Below are 19,200 nucleotides of genomic sequence, written 5' to 3'. Positions count from 1 at the left end.
TGCATGTTTCTGGAAATTATGGATCATAATAACCAAAAACATAGGTGGTGGAAGCAATTGTGTAAATCGATAAGTATGCTTGCCGATGTATCGCAAGTAACCGAGCAATTTAAAATTGACAATGTTTTATCGTATTTGTCCAACCGTTATGAAATCAGTCCAACCCAATCTGTCTCTGCGATAGTAGTTCGCGATAACTCTCGTCAGCTGGACGAGTTTCGTTGGGGGCTTATGCCGTTCTGGGGAAAAAATTCGGTATGTATGGACAGCCGTTCGATCACGGATAAGAAGGTTTACAAGCTCATTCTCAAGAAACAGCGGTGTGTCATCCCGTGCAGCGGTTTTTATGTAACGAAAACGGAGAAAAAGAATACCCAGTGGATTAAATTTACTATGAATACAGGTACCTTCGGAATTGCTGGCCTGTATGATGTTTGGCGCTCTTCCTTCGATGGCGAGGAGCTGCGAACTTGTACGATGCTGATGACCGAAGCGAACTCTCTGATCGCTCCATATCAAGAGCAGATGCCCTCAATTCTTGAGCCGGATGACGTAGAGCAGTGGCTGCAGCCTGATTCGAAGAACCCATTCACCCTAATCAGGCTGCTTCGCCCTATGGACAGCTTAAGGATGAGGTCTTATACGCTCGCTTCAGCAGAGGATAAATTCGAAGCGCCAACCGACTTCGATTATCCCCATCCCGAGTTGGTCTGAGCGCTCTGCTCCGCAGCTTCGTAAGCTTTAAACCGCATACAAAAAAATGTGCTCACTTGGCGAACAAGCTGAGCACATTTCGTTTATACAAGCGGAACCGTCCAGCTTGCCTTGTCGATCCAGCTGCGGTCGGAAAATTCGCGGCCGCGCACGACGACTTCCTTACTGTAAACCTGCACGTACATTCCTTGGGCAGAGTTATTATCCTGAGTATTGCGGGTTTTCCCAACCGAGGCATTATTAAACCAGTGGAACGAATTTTGTGTATTGTAGTGATCCTCCCCAACAAAACTGCGGTGCGTGTGGCCGGAGAGGACGAAGACGTTGCGGTATGGCTTGAGAATTGCCCGAAATTCTTTGGCCCTGACGAGTGCGTGAGATCCCCCATCGGTACCCGGGGCGGGCAGCGGCTGATGAATGAATACAAGCGCTGTCTTACCATCCTCGTGCTGCTTCATCGTTTTTTCAAACCAGGCTAGCTGCTCATCCGAATACCAGGCGCCCTCCCCATATTCCGGCTTATCGCCGACATACGCTTCCTGAGAAAGCAGAATTAAATGAACATCGCCCACCCACAAATCCACATACGCCTTTTCCTTGTATCCAAAAAACTTCATAAACCGTTCCCGCGCCATACTATCCGTTTTACCATTCGGCAACGTTTCCTTCGCAAACTCACCTTTCTTGTCTAGCCATATATCATAATAATCATGATTGCCCATGTTTGCGTAGATTGGCGGCAATTTATATTTGTTGAGAATGGAGCGCAGAAGTTTATAGTCGGTATCTCTGCCGATGTCAGTCAAATCCCCGCCCAATACAATCATATCCACAGGAGATTCAAAGTCACTAACATCCTTTAATGCAAAATGCAGCTTATCCGTCATCATGGAAATCCCATCGGAAATATGCAGATCACTTAGCAAAAAAAACGAGAATAACAGCTCATTTGCGTTATCAGCAGCTGGAACAGAGGTCGAAGGCTGCTCGTTCGGCTTTGTTGGCTTCTCCCCCTCCAGCGCACCTACCTCTGTATCGTTTTTTAAGGCATGCGCCAGAAAGGCTCCTCCACCTGAGAGTAGAGCGATAAATGCAACCATCTTTTTAATAAAATGTCTTCTCGATAACATGATACAACCAACCCCCGCCCTGTATAAAACCTGCTTAGCACACCGTTCAATAAACGTATCAGCTACACTACTTCTTACATACTAATGATAAACGAAATAGGTATAAACATGAACTGTTTTTTGAATGGTAAAATCAAGATTGGCTCCTGCCTTCTACAATTTGGCTTTATGGGCGTTAATACATTGACTGCGATTCCGATTCCGTAGACTATTCTCCATTAATCTCCAAAAATAGTGGTTTCATACGCTGGTATTTCGACAGACTTCACATGACACATGAAGTAAGCTATTTGGGTACATACTTCAGGAGGTGCATGGTTTGATTAACAGTGTAATTAAAACTAAAGCAATGGGGTTCATTAACCAGGAGATTGAAAGACTGCTTTCAGAATTAGAGAGGGGACTTATCAGCAAGGATGAAGCGATTGGCGGCTTAAATACGGTGTACAATATTGCCTCTGGCATAGAGGATGTTAAGTATATGCAAACCATTTGCAGAATAATCGCCTATATCAGGTCCAGAAATTATTACTTTAAAATGAAAAGCTTGTACTTGAAAAATTATTTTGATGGAACGCATGAAGCCAGCCTAACTGCCTTAAAAGCTTAAAAAAAGCCGTCAGGGGTGCAAATCACCCTGACGGTTTTTTATGTGCAATTTCATATGTTCGGGTTAACTGATCAATGTGTAATGAACGACTACGGTTCCTGACGGGACACTGCGTGCGGCGGTAACTATTTGACTGCCGATTTTTAAGCTTCTGTTCGCGCCCGTCGCATCCACTTTACTAATTATATCCGTAAACTCTGACTCCGCCATATGAATCCCGATGGATTTGAGCAGAACATAAGCAGAACGGACCACGGCTGGATCGGTGACATCTAAAATTTGCAGATCACCGGCAAACTCATCGTTCTTGGTTAAAATAACGCCGACGCCTGTTCGATTCGGATGTGCTATTTTATAACCTTTGCTTGTGGACTCTAAAGTAATCCCTAGCTGAACCGCATCATTAAGCAGGTTTTGAGCTAAGACGGCCCTCGCTTCCGTACTTGGCACGGTTGAAGGAGAATCCGGTCTTGTGGGATTCTCGTTACCGTTGCCATTACCGTTTCCGTTTCCGTTTCCGTTGCCATTTCCATTACCGTTATCGATGCCATTCCCGTTGTTACTGTTCGGACGGCTGGAGCCGCGGCTTGACGGAGCCCCTGGTTGGACTACCGCCGGTTCAGGAGCAGACGGCTCGGTCGGCTGTATCGCTTCTGATGCAGGCACAGGGATAACAGGCTTTAACGTTTCCGCATAGTTTACAACATTTTGCACAAACATAACAGCCTCGGAACGGGTAAGGAAATCGTCGGACATATAGCCTTCTGCCGTCGGCGCCGCCTTTCCTTGCGAGATGCCGTGCTTGAGCAGGAATAATACCGCTCCGGTTTGATCCAGCCGCTGCCCCAGATAGGCGGCTATGATGTGGGCAACCTGCCCGCGGTGAATTCGTGCATTTCGACCCGTGTCGTTATCCGACAATGGGATTTGGTATCGGCCCGCGATTTCGTAATACGGCCCATACCAGCTTTCACCGGGATTAGAGGGGCGAATCGTTGTTGCCGCTGTTCTTAACAGCATGGCCACAAACTCCGCTTCCGTTACTTCATTGCCCGGTCTGAATGTTTGATCCTCATAGCCGGATACAATCTTATGCTCAATCGCCCAGCCGACGGCCTTCTCATACCATGCGCCCTTTTCCAGATCCGTAAACAGAGCATCCGCAAAGGCAGAACCGCAAGCTGAGGCGAAAACAGCAATAGTTAAAAGCCATTTAACGGCAGTTCCATGCTTCCTTCGGTTTAAACACAATCCCATAGCAATCTCCTTATGAACATGTATTGCCTTCCAAGTTACGGGGTGCACACAATTAATGTGGCCGATCTTTCCGGAACGTCAATGGTGAAGCTGTCTTCCAGCTGTAAAGCGCCAACCCGTCCCAGACGGTGTCCAGCGTCAAACCGGTATACCTCTCCTTGCCGTAATGATGTCCCCGTTATGTTAAGACTGGCCTTCTTAGGAAGAGTATCCTTATTAAATAACAGGATATAAACCTTCCCGTCTGCTCCGTGAATCGAGTACGCACCCAGCATATCCGCATTCGTGCTGACCGTTTTAACGCTGTCCCCGTTGATCCGGCTTCCTTTACCGTCATAGTCGAGGAACAGCTTAAACGCATCCTCCACCGACGTATTTGCCAAAGGCTGCCCCCAACGCGTTGCCAAATCCACACCCTCGCGGCCGAAGATGGCCATTGCTTCCGCCTGTGCCAAGCCGCTGCTGATGCCTTTACTATTGCCGAAGTTGTATTCGGTAATGGCCAGCTTCGTTCCGGGAGCCGTCTTATTGATCATTTCCCTCATCCGGGGAATGAGATTAACCGGCTCGCCGATCCATGAGGAGCTATCTTTGAATTTCGGATCGTACAGAGCCTTCAAAGATTTTAACCTCCGTGCCGCGATCGAATTAGACTCGTCCGTAGATAAAGCTACGCCTGCTTCCGTCGGATAATAATGAATATCCAAATAGTCGAGAAGACGGGTGCCTGTCCGGTCTTCGTACGCTTTTACTTTGGACAAATACCACTCCAGGAACGGCTTACCGTCATGAGCTTGCATATCCGGACCCGGCGAACAGCCGTCTGATGCCGAGTAGAAATAAGCACACCAGCCCCAGACGACCGGACCGAAAATTTTCCCTGCGGGATCCTTTTCTTTAATCGCTTGGCCGTAAGCCTGCGTATAACCCCATACCTCATCGTAAGTGGTCATCTGTGGATGCACATCGCGGTGAGTGTAAGGCCACAGCATCGGTTCATTATCAAGCGCATAATAATTAACTTGATTGCCTACGCGGCTTTGAATATGGCCGATCCAGCGGCTGACAAATTCGGGTCCGATTACTTTGGAGGTGTCCTTCGGATCATTGCCCTTCACATACTGGCCATTGGTCTTCACACCGTTGCCGGCATCAGGGTTGCACCACCACTCTCCCCAAGCGCATTCGGTTTGCTGTTGGGAGCCGTATTTTTTCACCGAAAAGCCGACATCGACCTTTCGCTCTTTAGGTGTCCAACCGATCGTAGGTACGGTTAACAGCACTTTGCCTCCGTTGCTTAACGTTTGATCGATCAGTTGATCCGTCCTCGAGCCGTTAGGAAGCTGAGTGTTCGGGCTGTTCTCCTTCGGCAGGTTCATGAAGAACCAGTCCGATGCGTGATTTTGGACATTTAATTCCCAATTGTAGCGGGTTGTAGAATTTCCGCCCCAACGGACAACCGGATACTTGGAGAAAGGCGACATGTCCTTCGGTTCAATCTCTTCAAAGTTGACGCCATAAATATCCGGATTTACAGGCTTGCGGTTCGCATTCGTATCAATCTGTATACTGACCTCATTAACGGGAGGCTTCGGATTCTGAACTCTGTCTTTATACCGGAGCAGCTTAACATCATCTATATAAACCAGCTCCTGCTCCTTCCAATCCCAAGCCTGGAATACGAGCGAGTCGAAGTAACCTTCGGTAATGCCCAAATCCGCCAAGCGTACCGTAACTTTATTCCATTTTCCCGCTTCAATGCCACGCGGCATAATATCATTCAGTACGACGGATCCCAGTATGCTGTTCATATCCTGTACGACGAAACGAATTTTTTGCCTGCCGTCATCCCCGCCGTGAATATAAAATTCAAACCCGTAATAGTCTTTTACTTCGTAATCCTCGTCATGATCGAGATAGACGCCCTGCCACCATCTTGGTAAAAAGCGGATCGAACGGTTCCCCGAGTGAACCACATCGCGCTCATTGAGGTCTACCGTTCCCCAGCTCCAGTTGGCGTAATTATTTTGCAGCTCATCGTCATATACAGTTTCACTGTCAACTTGAATTACATTTACTTGCAAGGATGCATTCAAGTTTTCATAGGTAGCTGTAAGTACGCTGCTCCCGGATTGCAAAGCTTTTATCGTACCGTCATTGTCAACAACTGCAATATCTGGCCGCGTAGAGGCCCAGTACACATTAGCGGTTACTCTTTCCGTATAGCCGTTGTCATAGTTTGCTGTGAGCAGAGACGGCTCTGAATTGCCCGCATACATCTGAATCGAAGGAACGGGAAATACGATCTCCTTGACCTTAGGCTGCAGGTAGGTTTCCTTGATAAACTTAATATCATCCAAATACAGCTTGCTTTGCTGCCCTGGCAGCCGGCCTTTGAATACGATACCGTCCATAAGTCCGTTAGGCAAATTAAGCTCATTTAGAGGTACTGAAACCTTTTGCCAAACATTCGCTGCAACCAAGCTATCAGGCAAGTAATCATTCACATGCTGCGTACGCATTGGAACACCGCCCGCTTGAATTACCATATCCAGCTGCTGTCCGCCGCTGGTGCCACCATGTATCCAAAACTCTAATGTTGTAAATTCGTTCGTATTAAGCACCCTGTCTTTATACAGATACAAGCCTTCCCATTCATCCGGAATTAACGAGACCGAATAAACTCCGCTGTGAACGGTTGTTGAATCATTCAGCTTACTGATCAGCGGTGAGCCAAAATGAAGAAAGCCTTGGTTCAACGCATCATCGTATACAACCGTTTGTTCCTTTACCGGTACGGGCGGCTTGTTGGACACCGGAATTTTGGAATAAAAGACTCTCACATCATCCAAGTATACATCCCCTTGACGTGTGTGACTTTGATCCATAAGCACAATCCCGTCATAGACGCCGTTAGGAATTTTGAGCTGGGTAAGGTCCAAATGAACCTTTTGCCAAACCCCGGCTGTGACTCGGCCATCCGGTAAATAAGCCGCCAAATCCAGCTTAGCGGACTGCTCCCCACCTGCTTGCACAATAAGGTTCAGCTTTTGCCCTCCTGCTTCGCCTCCATGGATCCAAAATTCGAGCGTGTTATACTCGGAAACAAGAAACGGATTTGCACTGTACAAGTACAGCGCTCCGTCCATGCTTGGATTCAGTCGGATGGAACGGCTTCCGGTATGTACCGTCTTACTTTCATTTAATGCATGATCTGCCCAGCTGTGGTCACTTATGCCCGGGGAGAGAGCGTCCTTATAAATCATTTGTTCGTTAACCGCATCCGCTTTGACGCCTGCTGCTGTAAAGGACGCAAGCAAGCTCATAAATACAAGCAAAGCGACGAAGCATCGGATCTTCTTCGCGTGAATAATTGCCATCACACCTTCCATGATTCGACTTTTTTCTACATCGACATTATATAGGCAACAAGTCTTACAAAGTAGGACCAAATTGACTATGACGCAGTCATAAAAATCATCATAGAAAGCCATGTTACAGCTGCCTGCTTATACTTACTGGCGCACGCACAAAAAAGCTAAGTCAATCCGTTTAGCGGATATCTGACTTAGCTTTTTTGTCGGCTGCTCGGCTGCCTTCGTTGTTAGGCACATTATTCCAAGCCAAAAATATCATTACAACGCTTAAGGACTATACAGTTTCCACGCCCAATCTCCATCAAGCACAAATTTTTTCTTAACCCGCGCCAGCAGCATATCCTGTTTATCAGAAACGGCATCCGCTGTCCTTTCCTGCCAGGTTACTTGCATTTGAAGTTTTTTGCTTCCAATGTTTATGTAATCTATTGATTTTCCCTCATCAACTGATAGCAATACATAAACCCAATCCCCATCTGCCAGAGTGCCATGATAGGATGTGCCCCGATGCTCTTCAATCCACTGGCTGACCGAGGAGGAAAGACGGCTGTCACCACGTTGAAGCCGCTCATAGTAAACTGTGGATATGGGCTCATACGGTCCGTATAAGGATGCAGCCCTCTTGCTTTCCTTGGCTGCCAGCTGTTCCAATAACTCCCTGGCTTTCTTCACCTGATCCCCATCCGGGTAACGCACCTCTACCTGCTCCAGCCATTGCTTATCTTGAGTATGAGCATATAACAGCAGCAACGCGTCGTCCGCAAGCTCGGACTCAGGAAAGCTTTCGACCAGCTGTTTGGCGTAAGCAGCAGCCTTCTCATTCAGTTGGGAGATCGTCAAATAATACGATGCCTCCTCCCCATAATACGTCAGCTTGCTATAGCTAAGCGCCGTTGAATACAACGACTTGGCGGCCGTCTGTTCGCCAGCTTCCTGAATATCGATTGCCTTAAACTGATCGATCGCTTGTATCAGATGATTAAACCTGCCGATGTAACGGTCCAAAGGCTCATAATAGTCCATTTCTTTAATATGGCCGAACCAGAAAAAGCTTTGACGTGTCTCTCGCCATAGGTGGTTATAATACATCAGCGGTTCCCTGTAAATCATCGCCGCCAACGCATACTGCCGGTCTGCTTTCTCCGCCCCTGCCGCCTGCTCTGCCTCTTCCACCAGCTTCGCAGCACGTTCCGTCAATTGAAGCTGAGCGTTAATTCGCTCCCAGAACGGATATCGATCCTCCGGGTAAATGACCTCCGCTTTATCTGCCCGATTAACGGCATAAGCCTCTGCAAAAATATCTTTCCCTCCGTATGTATCAATAAGAGCATGCAGCGCTGACGCTGCTTCCCGATACTTCCTCGCCCGTATGTACTCAACTGCCTGCGAATAGTCAATCCATGGCTTCATCCAAGACGGAAGCCTCTTTGAATCTACGGCAGCTAGAGCATCCGATGTCATTTCAACATCAAGTACAAAGATCAGCATCCCTCTGGCATCGTAAGTAAGATCCCGATCTCCCAAATGAACAGCTTCATTCAGCCAATAGAGCGCATTTTCGCCATCTCCTGCAAGCTGATAGCAGCGTGCCAGACGATATGCGGCATCATCAGCCGCCGGATGCTTGGGATACTGCTGCAGAAAGCCTTGCCACTGAGCTGCAGCTTGAACAGGCTGTGCATAATCATTTCCTTCCGGGCTGTACCACTGATCATCCAGACCGTAGAAATAGGGCTTCCCGCGGATCTTTTCATAGAGACGAATTCCGGCGGCTAGTTCTCCGTCAGGGTATAGATCTGCCAGCACCTTCTCCACTCTTCCATTCAAAGGCAGCATAAACCCGCCGCTAGTCCCGCTTTGATACAATCTTTCCGCTGCTGCGCGGTCTCCTTGATGCAGCACAAGCTCCTGATCAATCATTTGTTCAATCGATACGTTCTTTGTGGCAGCTGCCAACTGCTTCAGCCATTTCGAGGTTTCCTCATCGTAGTTTCGAATACTGACCAGAGCAGATATGACTGATTGCATCTGGGCTGGAGAAAGCTCATTGCGATCATAAATTCGTTTCAAATAGTTCGTGCTGCGGGAATAAATTAAATAATCAATAATGCCGTCATACTGCGGCTTACCTTTATAAGTTGCGAGCCAGCTATCATACTGGCTTTCGTCCAGCCAGCCTTTGTACTGCAGGATACTCAGCAGTACTTGAGTCCCGCGGCGATCAGCCGAATCCAGCTGCTGCAGCAGCCTATCCTTCTGACCATCCTGCAAGGCCTCGGCAACAAAACGGACATACAGCTCACTCTCATACATGTCGACTGGATAGTCCCGGGTCCAGTCCAGAAGTGCATTCAGAAGCCGGGTGTCTTTCCATGGCAGCGAAGCTTCAGCCCAAAACCGCCAATCGGACGATAAATCTGTATGCTCCTTTGATCGGTCAGCCTCCGCTCCCATTGGTTCTAAGGATAGCTGCTTCAGAGCGATGGGGATTAGCTGTTCTTTTCCCTCTGCTAATTGTTCCAAAAGGTCAGGCGGAATCGAATGATTGCTCTCGAATGCCTGCTTAGCCTCATTTACCGATCTAGCCAATTGCTGTGACAGATTGGAAGCCTCGCTATTTTCCATAGCATAAATACTCGCCGCGGGCTGTCCTGCATCAGTTAAGCTAATAACCGAAACCGCCGCTGCTACTGTCCATATGCAGAGGCCGAGAGCTAGCTTCGGTTTTTTCCTATTCTTCTTGTTCGTCATCTTCTACACCTTCTCATCTTCATTCCAATTCCATATAGAATAAGACGATGAGCCGCTGGGAAAAGTTGCTATTCTACAACGTTTGACCGCTGTCTACGGTTATGATTTGGCCTGTCATTGATTCTTGCTCCAAAACCGAGCATATAAGCTTGGCAATATCATCAGGTGCTGCAATTCGCTGAAGCAGCAAATTACGGGTTAGCTTCTCCATTTGTTCTTCCTTCCCCGCCCACCAGCGTGTAGCTACGGCTCCAGGCGCAACGCTGCAAACCCTGATTTCCGGCGCCAACGCACGTGCCAACGATTTGGTAAGACCATGCACAGCCGCTTTGGATACAGCGTATGGAAGTGAGGAGCCTGACCCTGATAATCCAGCAATGCTGCCGACATTGACAATGGCGCCTTGCTTATTCTTCTTCATCCAGGGAGCAACGGCTCGGGCACAGTAGAACATTCCTTTGACATTAACAGCATACAGCTCATCCCATACCTCCTCCGTTGCTGCTTCCAGATCGTCTAGAGGAATATGTCGAGTGATGCTGGCATTATTGACAAGCAGATCGATTGTCCCGAATTGTCGCACTATCGTATGGACCATTTCCCTAACTTCACTATCCTGAGATACATCGGCTCTTATCGCTATTGCACTTCCTCCTTCGTTAATAATCCATTCCACCGTTTCATCGGCATCGGCTTTAGAGCGTGAATAGTTCACCGCAACGGACGCGCCCTGTTCTGCCAGTGCAATACAGGTGGCCCTGCCAATCCCTGTCCCGCCGCCAGTGACGAGAGCCACTTTGTTTTTTAGATCCATGAGAGATCACTCCTCCTTATCGGTTTTAATATTTTTAGTTTATAGGGATATATCCATTTTGTATAATTGAATTAATGAAACCTTATATTCAAAAATATTGAACTAAAGTTCGGAGCTGAGAGGTTAAATGGATCTTAAAACATTAAAAACATTCCAAATGATTGTGACCTACGGAAGCTTTATCCGTGCTGCGGAGGAAATGAACTATGCTCAATCCACTGTCACCATGCAAATCCAAAAACTGGAGTCTGACTTGGGAGTTCAATTGATAGAACGCGGGAAAAAAATTCAGCTGACAGAAGTCGGCAGACTTTTTCATGAAAGAAGCTTGCATATTGTTAAGGATCTGGAGCAATTACAAAACACCATGTCGGATATGCAGCTTGGAGAAGCAGGCAGAAGCCCCTTGGACACTATGGAAATTGGAAGCATGGCCGCATTAAAATATTATGTCCAAAGTGGGCTTGGCATCGCCCTTGTTCCCGAAGTTAGCTTGAATCCAGCGCCTGCCGGCACTCTGATACGGACTTTGAACGGCAATGCCACCGACATGCCTTGCGGTATCCTCTGCAAATCTTCAGAATACCCATTGGGGTTAGCGAGCACAAAGCTCTATCAATTTCTCAAGCAAGAGCTTACTTGGTTAGCGGCCGTATAGTTTACAACTATTTTCACCGACTAAAGAGGAACCTGGATCCTTTATTTTTGAGTGCACACGTTACCATTCAAATTGGGCGGAACTACGGTCACTTATAGGTTCAGAAATCCTTTGAATAGCCTTATTCGTAACAAAATTCCTCTGCAGGTGTTCCAAGTACAGTTAGCATCACTATACTTTTAGTAGCGAAGAGATCCCTACACATAACCTAAACAACACGCCGTTACTGCATCCACGGAAGTGAAGGGTAATGCGGAAGTAATTGTTCCGTTATCACCTGAAAAGTCCAAAAATCACAGCAATAACGGAACAGCCAGTTCCGTTATTGCTCTGTTTTGTGCATAAATGCTCCAATTCGGCCAACATAACGGAATTCCCGCTTCCGCTATTGCCCCAGATTGGAGGCGGCAATTGGAATAGCGGAACTTTCAGTTCCGTACAAAATCCTCTTGGGCTCATCGCCGCTATCCCTATAAAAAATCCCCCTTGATCATGGGGGCATTAATGATCTTATGCTCTACTGTGTAGCTCTAATCTAAGTAAGGTCCTTTGACACATACTATCGGGTTCGCTCACTTGGATTAGGAGGATCAATCGTGCACGCATCAGCTTCCACAGTTTTCAGGAAAGACCGTGATTCTGACTGCCTTTTTCAACTGCTTTTCTAATTGTTTTTTCAATTGCTTTTTCAATTGCTTTTTCAATTGCTTTTCCAATTACTTTTCCCACTGCTTTTCCAATTACTTTATCAATTGCTTTTCCATAATATCAGCATGATTCATCTTCCAAATCCTTAATAATCTCCTTAAGCACATGGATGATTTCTTGCTCGTCGCAGGGCTTTAACAAATAATGCCTTACGCCAAGCTGCATCGCTTGAGCAGCCAACTCCAATTCACCGTAGCCCGATAATACGATAAAATGAATATTTGTAATTCCCTCCTTCACTCGTTGAATAAGCTCCAATCCGTTCATTTTAGGCATTCTAATATCAGTTATAACAATATCCGGACGCAATCGAATAATATCCTCATAAGCAATAAGCCCATCGCGAGCAGAGCCGATAAAATGAAGGTTTTGCTCCTCCCACGGGATCAAACTAGCGATACCTTCTCTAATCATTCTTTCATCATCAGCCAGAAATACTTTAAACCCGCTCACGGAGTCACCTCGCCTGCTTTTAAATTATAGATTGCCTAAACAGAAGAAAGTGCCCTCAGGTCTGAAGGCACTCCTATCTTTTAACTTCTATACAGGCACTTTGGCGGACCTAAATGCCAACCGGCCTTCCCTTACCATTCGAAATGAAGCTGGAGCTGGGGCTATATAAGAATTGGCTATCGAATCCAATGCTGTTATCCCTTCCTTTTTTACTGTCAAGGGTATGTAATCAGCAGCCACCGCGATATAATCTATAATTTGCACGAAGGCCTCACTGGCGTCTTCCCCCTCCACCTTTATATGCAGCGGCTGGTCCTGTTTGGCAATGAGGAAGAAGGAAACAGCCTGCGATACTTCTTTACAATCCACCAACGTACTATTGGAACCAATCAGAATGAGGCTTTTATAACAATTGGATAGTTGTACCAGCCTCAATACAGTTACCAGATCGAAGGGATGGGGCTGATCCCACTGCCATTGAATCGTCATGGGTCATTCCTCGCTTTACTATTTAATGTACAAGCCGTTTCTTGCATTCATTAGTCAAATCCTAGCTCAAAAAAGCCAATCCAATGTATTCAAAACAAAATAAGTATTCAAAACAAAATAAGTATTCAAAACAAAAAGACATAGTCCTTCACGGATACCATGTCTCCAGTTGACCGGAAGATGCTGATGATTATTCATACTTTTCTCATTGGTTTTATGTGTTTATGATAACATTGTTATTTGCCAACGTCAATCATCTGGAAACTAACTATTTGGAAAAAGCTTGACAGACACATACGTTTTTTGTATTATTCCGTTAAATCACATTGAATTACTATGTTTTAAATCAAACTATTTCTAATATGGCGGTGATATCACGATGAAGCCTGTATTATCCAATCTGTTTCCATTCCGGACCAAAGGGATTCCCCCTGAACAGCAGCCAGCATTGAAGGAGGGAGAGTTAAACGGTATTTGGGGCGCCAACCGGGCTCTGAGTGAATCATCTACAGCTCTTGAGCAGTTTGTTAAAGGCAACCTGCTGCACACGGAAGCCGTATCGCAAGCAGTGCAGCATATCGTTCAAGCTACTACTACACAAACACAACGAACGGAAGAAAGTCTCGAGCATACCGAGAAGCTTGGCCTCCTGCTGGATGCCTCCTTGCAGGATGTAGCTGCTGCCAACGAATCCGTCGCAGTAACTACTTCATCCTCGCGGTTAGGAGTCGAATCCATTCAGACCGTGCAGCTAGAAGCTGCCAAAAGCATCGAGATCACCTCCAATTTAATACAGGTGATGGGAGAGCTGCAGACGAAATCGAAGCAAATTTCCGAAGCTATCGATCTAATCTCATCCGTTGCAGCCAACATTCAGCTCCTTGCCTTAAATGCCTCTATTGAAGCTGCACATGCAGGGGACCATGGCAAAGGGTTTGCGGTGGTCGCTCAAGAAATTAGAAATTTAGCCACGGAAAGCAATGCCGGCGGGCAACAGATGAGGAAGGTGCTCGAAGAAATCCGCAAACAGATAGAAGCGTGCTCCTCCATTGTGAAAAAAACAGGGGTTTCTGCGCAAACCGTACATCACTCTGCCGAAACAGCTGCGGAAACATTTAGAGGCATTGATCGCGGACTTCAGGAAGTCAACGGCTATATGGGACAAGTCAATCATTCTCTATCTCAAGCAAACGAAGCGAAGGTCAGTTTATGGAATCAGGTTGTGACGATAACGGCTTTGTCTCAAGAATCGCTTGGCTCCGCGCTTAAGGTTGCAGACTTATCGGAAAGTCAGGCATCCTCGGTATTGTCATTGGCTGGAGCCGCTCAAGATCTTCAATCGGCTTCCAAGGATATCGATACGAGCATATCCTCCATTAGTCAAAGACTCCATCTCCATGTGAATAGTTTGCCAGCCTCTTCATTGCGAATTGGCATCATGCCTAATTTAACGCACGCTCCGGCCCTGTTAAGCAAGCATCTTAACTTTCTGGAGGAAACCTTTCACGAAGCTGTTGATACTCGTATTTTCTCAGCAGGCCCCGCGTTAACGCAAGCTCTTATTTCAGGACAGATCGATATTGGTTATGTCGGTCCCGGTCCGATTCTCAATGCCTTTGTCGAGCAAAAGGGTGTCCGCATCATAGCCGGTGTATGCCAGGGAGGAGCCGCGCTCTTGGTGGGAGAACATACAGACATCCGCACTGCCGGACAGCTCCACGGAAAAACAATTGCCGTCCCCCAATTCGGCAACGGCCAGCATATATTACTGCGCCATCTGTTCCGGGAAAACAGCCTGCGGGATGTATTCCGGGGAGGCAGCGTCCGTGTCATCCAAGCTAAACCGTCGGCTATTCAGGAGCTCCTCCAGAAGCGCGAAATCGATGGGGCTCTACTCCCTGAGCCATGGGTAAGTGTGCTTTTGAACAGCAAGAATGCACGCATATTACTCGATTGGGATCAGCTGTTTGTAAATGGTCGTTATCCTAACACCATCGTCGCCGTTAATGAAACGTTTCTGAAACAGCATCCTGATAAGGTTCAGCAGTTTATTAAGACTCATCGCGAGGCTGTGCAGCAAATCCGTCAAGCCAGTCCGGACAGCTACCGCGCCGTCATAGCCGAGCTTCAGGAGCTAACCGGAGTTTCCATGTCCACAGATCTGTTGGCCTCTGCCTTCAATCGAATTATATGGAATGATAAGATTGACCCCGATTCCCTGAAATCCTTTGCCGAACTGACCGAACGCGAAGGTTTTCTGCAGGATAGTGCGCGCATTCACGGGGTCTTGGTTGTTTAATGTAGCTTTTCTATAGGATAGGATGAAGCCTTCTCAACCACATCAATCTAGTGGGATAGAAGGCTTCTTTTTTATTGCCTCAAACATCGTTACATAAAATAACATAATTTTGTAAATTATATATTATCAGGCATGGACTGGTTTTGTATTTTGCTAATTCGAGGTGACGGTCAATGGGATTTGCGAAATGGTTCGGTAAGCCAAAGTACCAAACAGCTCAGAAACAAGATAATCAGAAGCAGCAGCAAGTATCCTTGAGCGGGAATTTAGCTGAGAATCTGGCCGTTATTCATAGCATCTTTACGAAAACCCCTGATCTTATTGTAAGGCAAATTACAATCAAAGAAACTGGGGACTTAGCTGCACTTGTTTATTTAGACGGTCTTGCAGATAAAAACTCAATCAACAACAACGTCCTTCGGCCGCTTCAATTCGATTCCGGGAGCGGCGATACAAGCGTAGGCTTTACGGTAACGGTCGGCCACTACGACACGCTATACGATTGGACGCAGATTGAAACTGCCATTTTGCACGCAAGCAGCATCCTATTTATTGCCGGCCGAACAGAAGTGTATGCCCTGGATACGGCAGGATGGCCGCAAAGAGCTATTGAAGATCCCCAGATTGAGGCTTCGTTAAGAGGCGCTCATCAGGGTTTTGTTGAAACCGGAAGTCAGAATATAGCTTTAATCCGCCGCTATATCCCGAACCGCGAACTGAAAACCTTGGAGTTAAGGGTTGGACGCAGGGGGCAAACCAAATTATCCATCATGTATTTGGCTGATGTTGCGAAGCAAGAGGTGCTCGAAGAGCTAGCAGACCGCCTCAGCCAGCTGGACATCGATGTCGTTATTAACACAGGCGAATTGGCCGAACTGATCGAGGACAACCCCTACTCCCCTTTCCCGCAATTTATATTGACGGAACGGCCGGATGCCACTGCTTCGCAAATTATGCAGGGCAGATTCGCTGTTGTTGTAGACCGTTCTCCAAGCGTAATGATTGCGCCTGTAACCTTCATCTCTTTTTTTCAAAGTGTAGACGATTACAGCACCCGCTGGTCGATCGCTACATTTATACGCTTACTGCGTTTATTTGCGTTTTTCACAGCTATTTTCTTGCCAGCCTTCTATATTGCTGTCATTTCCTATAATTTCGAGATCATCCCCATCAAGCTGCTGCTCTCGATTGGCGAGTTCAGAGGACGTGTGCCGTTCCCGCCATTCGTTGAGGCGATTATTATGGAGGTCACTCTCGAAATGATGCGGGAGGCAGGGGTTCGACTGCCCGCACCTGTAGGCCAAACTGTTGGCATTGTCGGGGGCATTGTTATCGGACAAGCGATTGTTCAAGCAGGACTTATAAGCAATACGATGGTTATCGTCGTAGCTTTCACTGCCATTTCTTCGTTCATCCTGCCGAATTACGATATGGTAGCCGCCGTCCGTCTATTACGATTTGCCATGATGCTGGCAGCTTCAATGTTTGGCATTGTCGGTATCATAATTGGGTTAATGACACTCATTGCTCATCTCATAGCGCTTGAGTCACTTGGTACGCCGTATGGAAGCCCGTTCGCACCGGTACGATATGCAGACTGGAAAGATACCTTCGTGCGTTTACCTCTATGGTCAATGCTAAAACGTCCTTTAAGCGCAAGGGCAGTTCAATTGAAGAGACAAGGCTCAAACCGTCCAAAGGGTGATGGAAAATGAAAAAATACGCTTTTAATGAGTTAACGCTTATGCAGTATATTTTCCTCAATTCCGGCATTCAAATTAGCGTCACATTCTTGTCGCTACCTAGAAAATTGGCCGAGCAAGCCGGAACTGACGGCTGGATCGCGCTCATATTGGGCTGGATTCTAAGCCTTTCGGCAAGCTTAATCTTAATTCAAGTTATGAAAAGGTATCCTGACGATACTGTGCTTGATTTATTAACATCACTGTCTGGCAAATGGATCGGCAGAATGGCTGCCATTCTGTTTACGCTCTACTTTTTGTTTTTCGGCTACGAGGGGATCGTCAGGGCGATTCTGGTAATAAATATTTGGGTGCTTCCTCAGACTCCGAATTATCTCATAATGATAATACTGCTGATTCCTGCGTACCTGATCGCACGCAATGGATTCACGATATTAGGCAGATATGGAGAGCTTGTTATACTTTTGTCCTTGTGGATTCCATTTATTTATTTGGCGCCAATTAAAGAGGCACATTGGCTTCACCTGCTACCTGTGCTTAAAGAAGGCTGGACGCCCGTACTATCAGCCCTGCCTGCAACCATTTATTCCTTTGTCGGCTTTGCCAGCACGTTTATTTTATATCCGTTTTTACGCAATAAGCGCAGGGCTGCTCTAGGAGTAGTTGTTTTTAACACAATGTCTTTGTTAACCTACTTGTTCATTACTGCAGCCTGCTTCGTTTATTTCAGTCCCGACGAAATAAGCGAATACAACGAGCCGGTCGTTACTTATCTGAAAGCGGTTGAGTTCCGATTCATTGAACGGATCGAAATTTTATTTGTCACCTTCTATTTGTTTATTTTTTCCCTTGCCTGGATCCCTGCCTTCTCCATAAGCGTATTTTGTACAAATTGGCTCGTTGGCAAAAAGGATTCTCGAGGTCCAATGCTATTGTTGTGTGGAATCCTCGTTATTACGACCTATTTCTTTATGCCTTCCTACCATCAGAGCGATTTGATGAGTTCCGTTCTTTCCAAGGCTGGATTGGGTGTCGAATATATTTTACCCGCTTGTTTGCTTGTATACATATGGATCCATGATCGATTTCTAAGGAGAAAGGCTCTATGAGCAAAAGACTGCTTTATGTTGGGTTTATCATCATGGTTATTATCTGTTTGGCTGGTTGCAGTGACCGGTTAGATATGGAAGACGCCACCTTTCCCCTTGCGCTAGGCTTGGACATCGATGACAATGATAAATTTCATATCTACATAACCAATCCTGTATTCAACAAAAACGTCAAAAAGAAAAGCCATGAAATCAGCGAGCCTGCGCATACACTTCGTCAATCGCGAGTCCAGCAGGATGCCCATTCGCCAGGAGTATTCCAGGGCAGGAAGTTTCAGGTCATTCTTGTCGGCAATCGCCTGCTGCAGCATAAAGACTGGTTTCGTATGCTGGATGTTATTTTTCGTGATTCAAGAAATACAGTTACCGACAGAGTCATTGCTATCGATGGACCTGTATCAGAAATTATATACTTAAACCCCGATGATCAGCCGTATTTGCCTTTATTACTGAGAGGTATGGTTGATACGAAAAGCGCCCGCTCGGAAACAGTCAAAACAACCGCACAGGAGCTGCATCGCGAAATTTTCGAAAAAGGGATTACCCCTTCCCTATCAGGGGTCAAATTGGATGAGAACAAAAAAATCCAGCTGACTGGAACGACACTGCTAGATCACTTAGGAAAATATTCCACAGCACTTGAGACTCAAGAAACCGTTCTGCTAAATATATTGCAAAACAAAACTAGTAGATCGGTCAACTTAACCTTACCCATTGCAGGCATTACTAAGAAAGGCCCTTTTGATAGGGATAGGGTCAGTGTTAGCACCGGAAAAATAAAAACGAAAATAAAAACCTCTCACAAGCAGAACAAATTTCTGTTTGATGTACATATTCAAATGGAGGTCGTCTTGAGCGAAGTTTTGTTTCAAGTTAGTGTCCGTAAAGCAGGAGGGGACCTGGAAAAATGGATTAGTGAGCAGATACAAAAAGAAACCGTTGCTCTCATCCGGAAAATACAGAGCCATAAGATTGATCCTGTAGGATTTGGACTGTACGCTCGAGCTTATCAATACAGAAACTATAAGAAAGCAGAAGATCACTGGGGCCAAGAGCTTGCAGACGCTGATATTAAGGTTTCCGTAAAAGTATCCATTCAGGCAATGGGTCCCGTGAAGTAAACTTCCA

Annotated in this window: 14 protein-coding genes; 7 read left to right on the top strand and 7 right to left on the bottom strand. The window is 46.4% G+C overall.

The annotated features are described in order from the left end of the window. Positions 1-57 precede the first annotated feature (57 nt). Positions 58-714, top strand: coding sequence for an SOS response-associated peptidase (locus ACFQ0C_RS31510; RefSeq protein ID WP_379372791.1), 657 nt, complete (start codon positions 58-60; stop codon positions 712-714). A gap of 83 nt (positions 715-797) precedes the next feature. Here ACFQ0C_RS31510 and ACFQ0C_RS31505 read toward each other — a convergent pair whose 3' ends face one another. After that, complete coding sequence (locus ACFQ0C_RS31505) at positions 798-1,844, bottom strand: metallophosphoesterase family protein (RefSeq protein ID WP_379372789.1); 1,047 nt, start codon at positions 1,842-1,844, stop codon at positions 798-800. A 319-nt stretch (positions 1,845-2,163) separates the two neighbouring features. On the opposite strand from ACFQ0C_RS31505, the gene ACFQ0C_RS31500 reads away from it, so the two are divergent. Beyond that, entirely contained in the window at positions 2,164-2,454 is a 291-nt protein-coding gene (locus ACFQ0C_RS31500; RefSeq protein WP_258211606.1) for a hypothetical protein, read from the top strand. A 63-nt stretch (positions 2,455-2,517) separates the two neighbouring features. Here the strand turns inward: ACFQ0C_RS31500 and ACFQ0C_RS31495 are convergent, their stop codons facing one another. The 4 genes from ACFQ0C_RS31495 to ACFQ0C_RS31480 form a co-directional block, all read right to left on the bottom strand. Next, a complete protein-coding gene (locus ACFQ0C_RS31495) occupies positions 2,518-3,711 on the bottom strand; it encodes an S-layer homology domain-containing protein (RefSeq protein ID WP_379372786.1) in 1,194 nt (397 codons plus the stop codon). A 35-nt stretch (positions 3,712-3,746) separates the two neighbouring features. Next, complete coding sequence (locus ACFQ0C_RS31490; RefSeq protein WP_379372784.1) at positions 3,747-7,091, bottom strand: glycoside hydrolase family 44 protein; 3,345 nt, start codon at positions 7,089-7,091, stop codon at positions 3,747-3,749. Between the two features lie 264 nt (positions 7,092-7,355). Next, entirely contained in the window at positions 7,356-9,839 is a 2,484-nt protein-coding gene (locus ACFQ0C_RS31485) for a tol-pal system YbgF family protein (protein WP_379372782.1), read from the bottom strand. Between the two features lie 73 nt (positions 9,840-9,912). Beyond that, positions 9,913-10,653 (bottom strand): SDR family NAD(P)-dependent oxidoreductase, encoded by a 741-nt coding sequence (locus tag ACFQ0C_RS31480; protein ID WP_379372780.1) that lies wholly within the window; start codon positions 10,651-10,653, stop codon positions 9,913-9,915. A gap of 127 nt (positions 10,654-10,780) precedes the next feature. Here ACFQ0C_RS31480 and ACFQ0C_RS31475 point away from each other — a divergent pair, with 127 nt between their 5' ends. Next, positions 10,781-11,311: a LysR family transcriptional regulator gene (locus ACFQ0C_RS31475; RefSeq protein WP_379372778.1), complete on the top strand. Its 531-nt coding sequence runs from the start codon at positions 10,781-10,783 to the stop codon at positions 11,309-11,311. A 768-nt stretch (positions 11,312-12,079) separates the two neighbouring features. Here the strand turns inward: ACFQ0C_RS31475 and ACFQ0C_RS31470 are convergent. Both ACFQ0C_RS31470 and ACFQ0C_RS31465 read right to left on the bottom strand, forming a co-directional pair. After that, positions 12,080-12,472, bottom strand: a complete 393-nt coding sequence (locus ACFQ0C_RS31470; RefSeq protein ID WP_379372776.1) for a response regulator — start codon at positions 12,470-12,472, stop codon at positions 12,080-12,082. Between the two features lie 87 nt (positions 12,473-12,559). After that, positions 12,560-12,961: an HPr family phosphocarrier protein gene (locus ACFQ0C_RS31465; RefSeq protein WP_379372774.1), complete on the bottom strand. Its 402-nt coding sequence runs from the start codon at positions 12,959-12,961 to the stop codon at positions 12,560-12,562. A 379-nt stretch (positions 12,962-13,340) separates the two neighbouring features. Between ACFQ0C_RS31465 and ACFQ0C_RS31460 the strand changes: the two genes are divergently transcribed. The 4 genes from ACFQ0C_RS31460 to ACFQ0C_RS31445 all read left to right on the top strand — a co-directional run bounded on the left by ACFQ0C_RS31460 (position 13,341) and on the right by ACFQ0C_RS31445 (position 19,193). Next, a complete protein-coding gene (locus tag ACFQ0C_RS31460; RefSeq protein WP_379372772.1) occupies positions 13,341-15,260 on the top strand; it encodes an aliphatic sulfonate ABC transporter substrate-binding protein in 1,920 nt (639 codons plus the stop codon). 173 nt (positions 15,261-15,433) lie between these two features. After that, entirely contained in the window at positions 15,434-16,975 is a 1,542-nt protein-coding gene (locus ACFQ0C_RS31455; RefSeq protein WP_379372770.1) for a spore germination protein, read from the top strand. Next, entirely contained in the window at positions 16,972-18,072 is a 1,101-nt protein-coding gene (locus tag ACFQ0C_RS31450; RefSeq protein WP_379372768.1) for a GerAB/ArcD/ProY family transporter, read from the top strand. Before ACFQ0C_RS31455 ends, ACFQ0C_RS31450 begins: the two co-directional genes overlap by 4 nt. Continuing rightward, the gene (locus tag ACFQ0C_RS31445; RefSeq protein WP_379372766.1) at positions 18,069-19,193 is read left to right on the top strand and encodes a Ger(x)C family spore germination protein; all 1,125 of its coding nucleotides are present in this window, start codon (positions 18,069-18,071) and stop codon (positions 19,191-19,193) included. Before ACFQ0C_RS31450 ends, ACFQ0C_RS31445 begins: the two co-directional genes overlap by 4 nt. The last annotated feature ends 7 nt before the right edge of the window (positions 19,194-19,200 follow it).

This window comes from Paenibacillus sp. GCM10027630 (assembly GCF_042676305.1).
Taxonomy (GTDB): Bacteria; Bacillota; Bacilli; order Paenibacillales; family NBRC-103111; genus Paenibacillus_S.
The sequence above is the reverse complement of the archived record's forward strand: the minus strand, read 5'-3'. Positions and strand labels throughout refer to the sequence as shown.

What these genes read in the sequence shown, in the direction of transcription:
- ACFQ0C_RS31505 (WP_379372789.1), bottom strand. Translation starts at nt 1,844, where the DNA reads ATGTTATCGAGAAGACATTTTATTAAAAAGATGGTTGCATTTATCGCT.
- ACFQ0C_RS31495 (WP_379372786.1), bottom strand. Translation starts at nt 3,711, where the DNA reads ATGGGATTGTGTTTAAACCGAAGGAAGCATGGAACTGCCGTTAAATGG.
- ACFQ0C_RS31490 (WP_379372784.1), bottom strand. Translation starts at nt 7,091, where the DNA reads ATGGCAATTATTCACGCGAAGAAGATCCGATGCTTCGTCGCTTTGCTT.
- ACFQ0C_RS31485 (WP_379372782.1), bottom strand. Translation starts at nt 9,839, where the DNA reads ATGACGAACAAGAAGAATAGGAAAAAACCGAAGCTAGCTCTCGGCCTC.
- ACFQ0C_RS31480 (WP_379372780.1), bottom strand. Translation starts at nt 10,653, where the DNA reads ATGGATCTAAAAAACAAAGTGGCTCTCGTCACTGGCGGCGGGACAGGG.
- ACFQ0C_RS31475 (WP_379372778.1), top strand. Translation starts at nt 10,781, where the DNA reads ATGGATCTTAAAACATTAAAAACATTCCAAATGATTGTGACCTACGGA.
- ACFQ0C_RS31465 (WP_379372774.1), bottom strand. Translation starts at nt 12,961, where the DNA reads ATGACGATTCAATGGCAGTGGGATCAGCCCCATCCCTTCGATCTGGTA.
- ACFQ0C_RS31460 (WP_379372772.1), top strand. Translation starts at nt 13,341, where the DNA reads ATGAAGCCTGTATTATCCAATCTGTTTCCATTCCGGACCAAAGGGATT.
- ACFQ0C_RS31455 (WP_379372770.1), top strand. Translation starts at nt 15,434, where the DNA reads ATGGGATTTGCGAAATGGTTCGGTAAGCCAAAGTACCAAACAGCTCAG.
- ACFQ0C_RS31450 (WP_379372768.1), top strand. Translation starts at nt 16,972, where the DNA reads ATGAAAAAATACGCTTTTAATGAGTTAACGCTTATGCAGTATATTTTC.
- ACFQ0C_RS31445 (WP_379372766.1), top strand. Translation starts at nt 18,069, where the DNA reads ATGAGCAAAAGACTGCTTTATGTTGGGTTTATCATCATGGTTATTATC.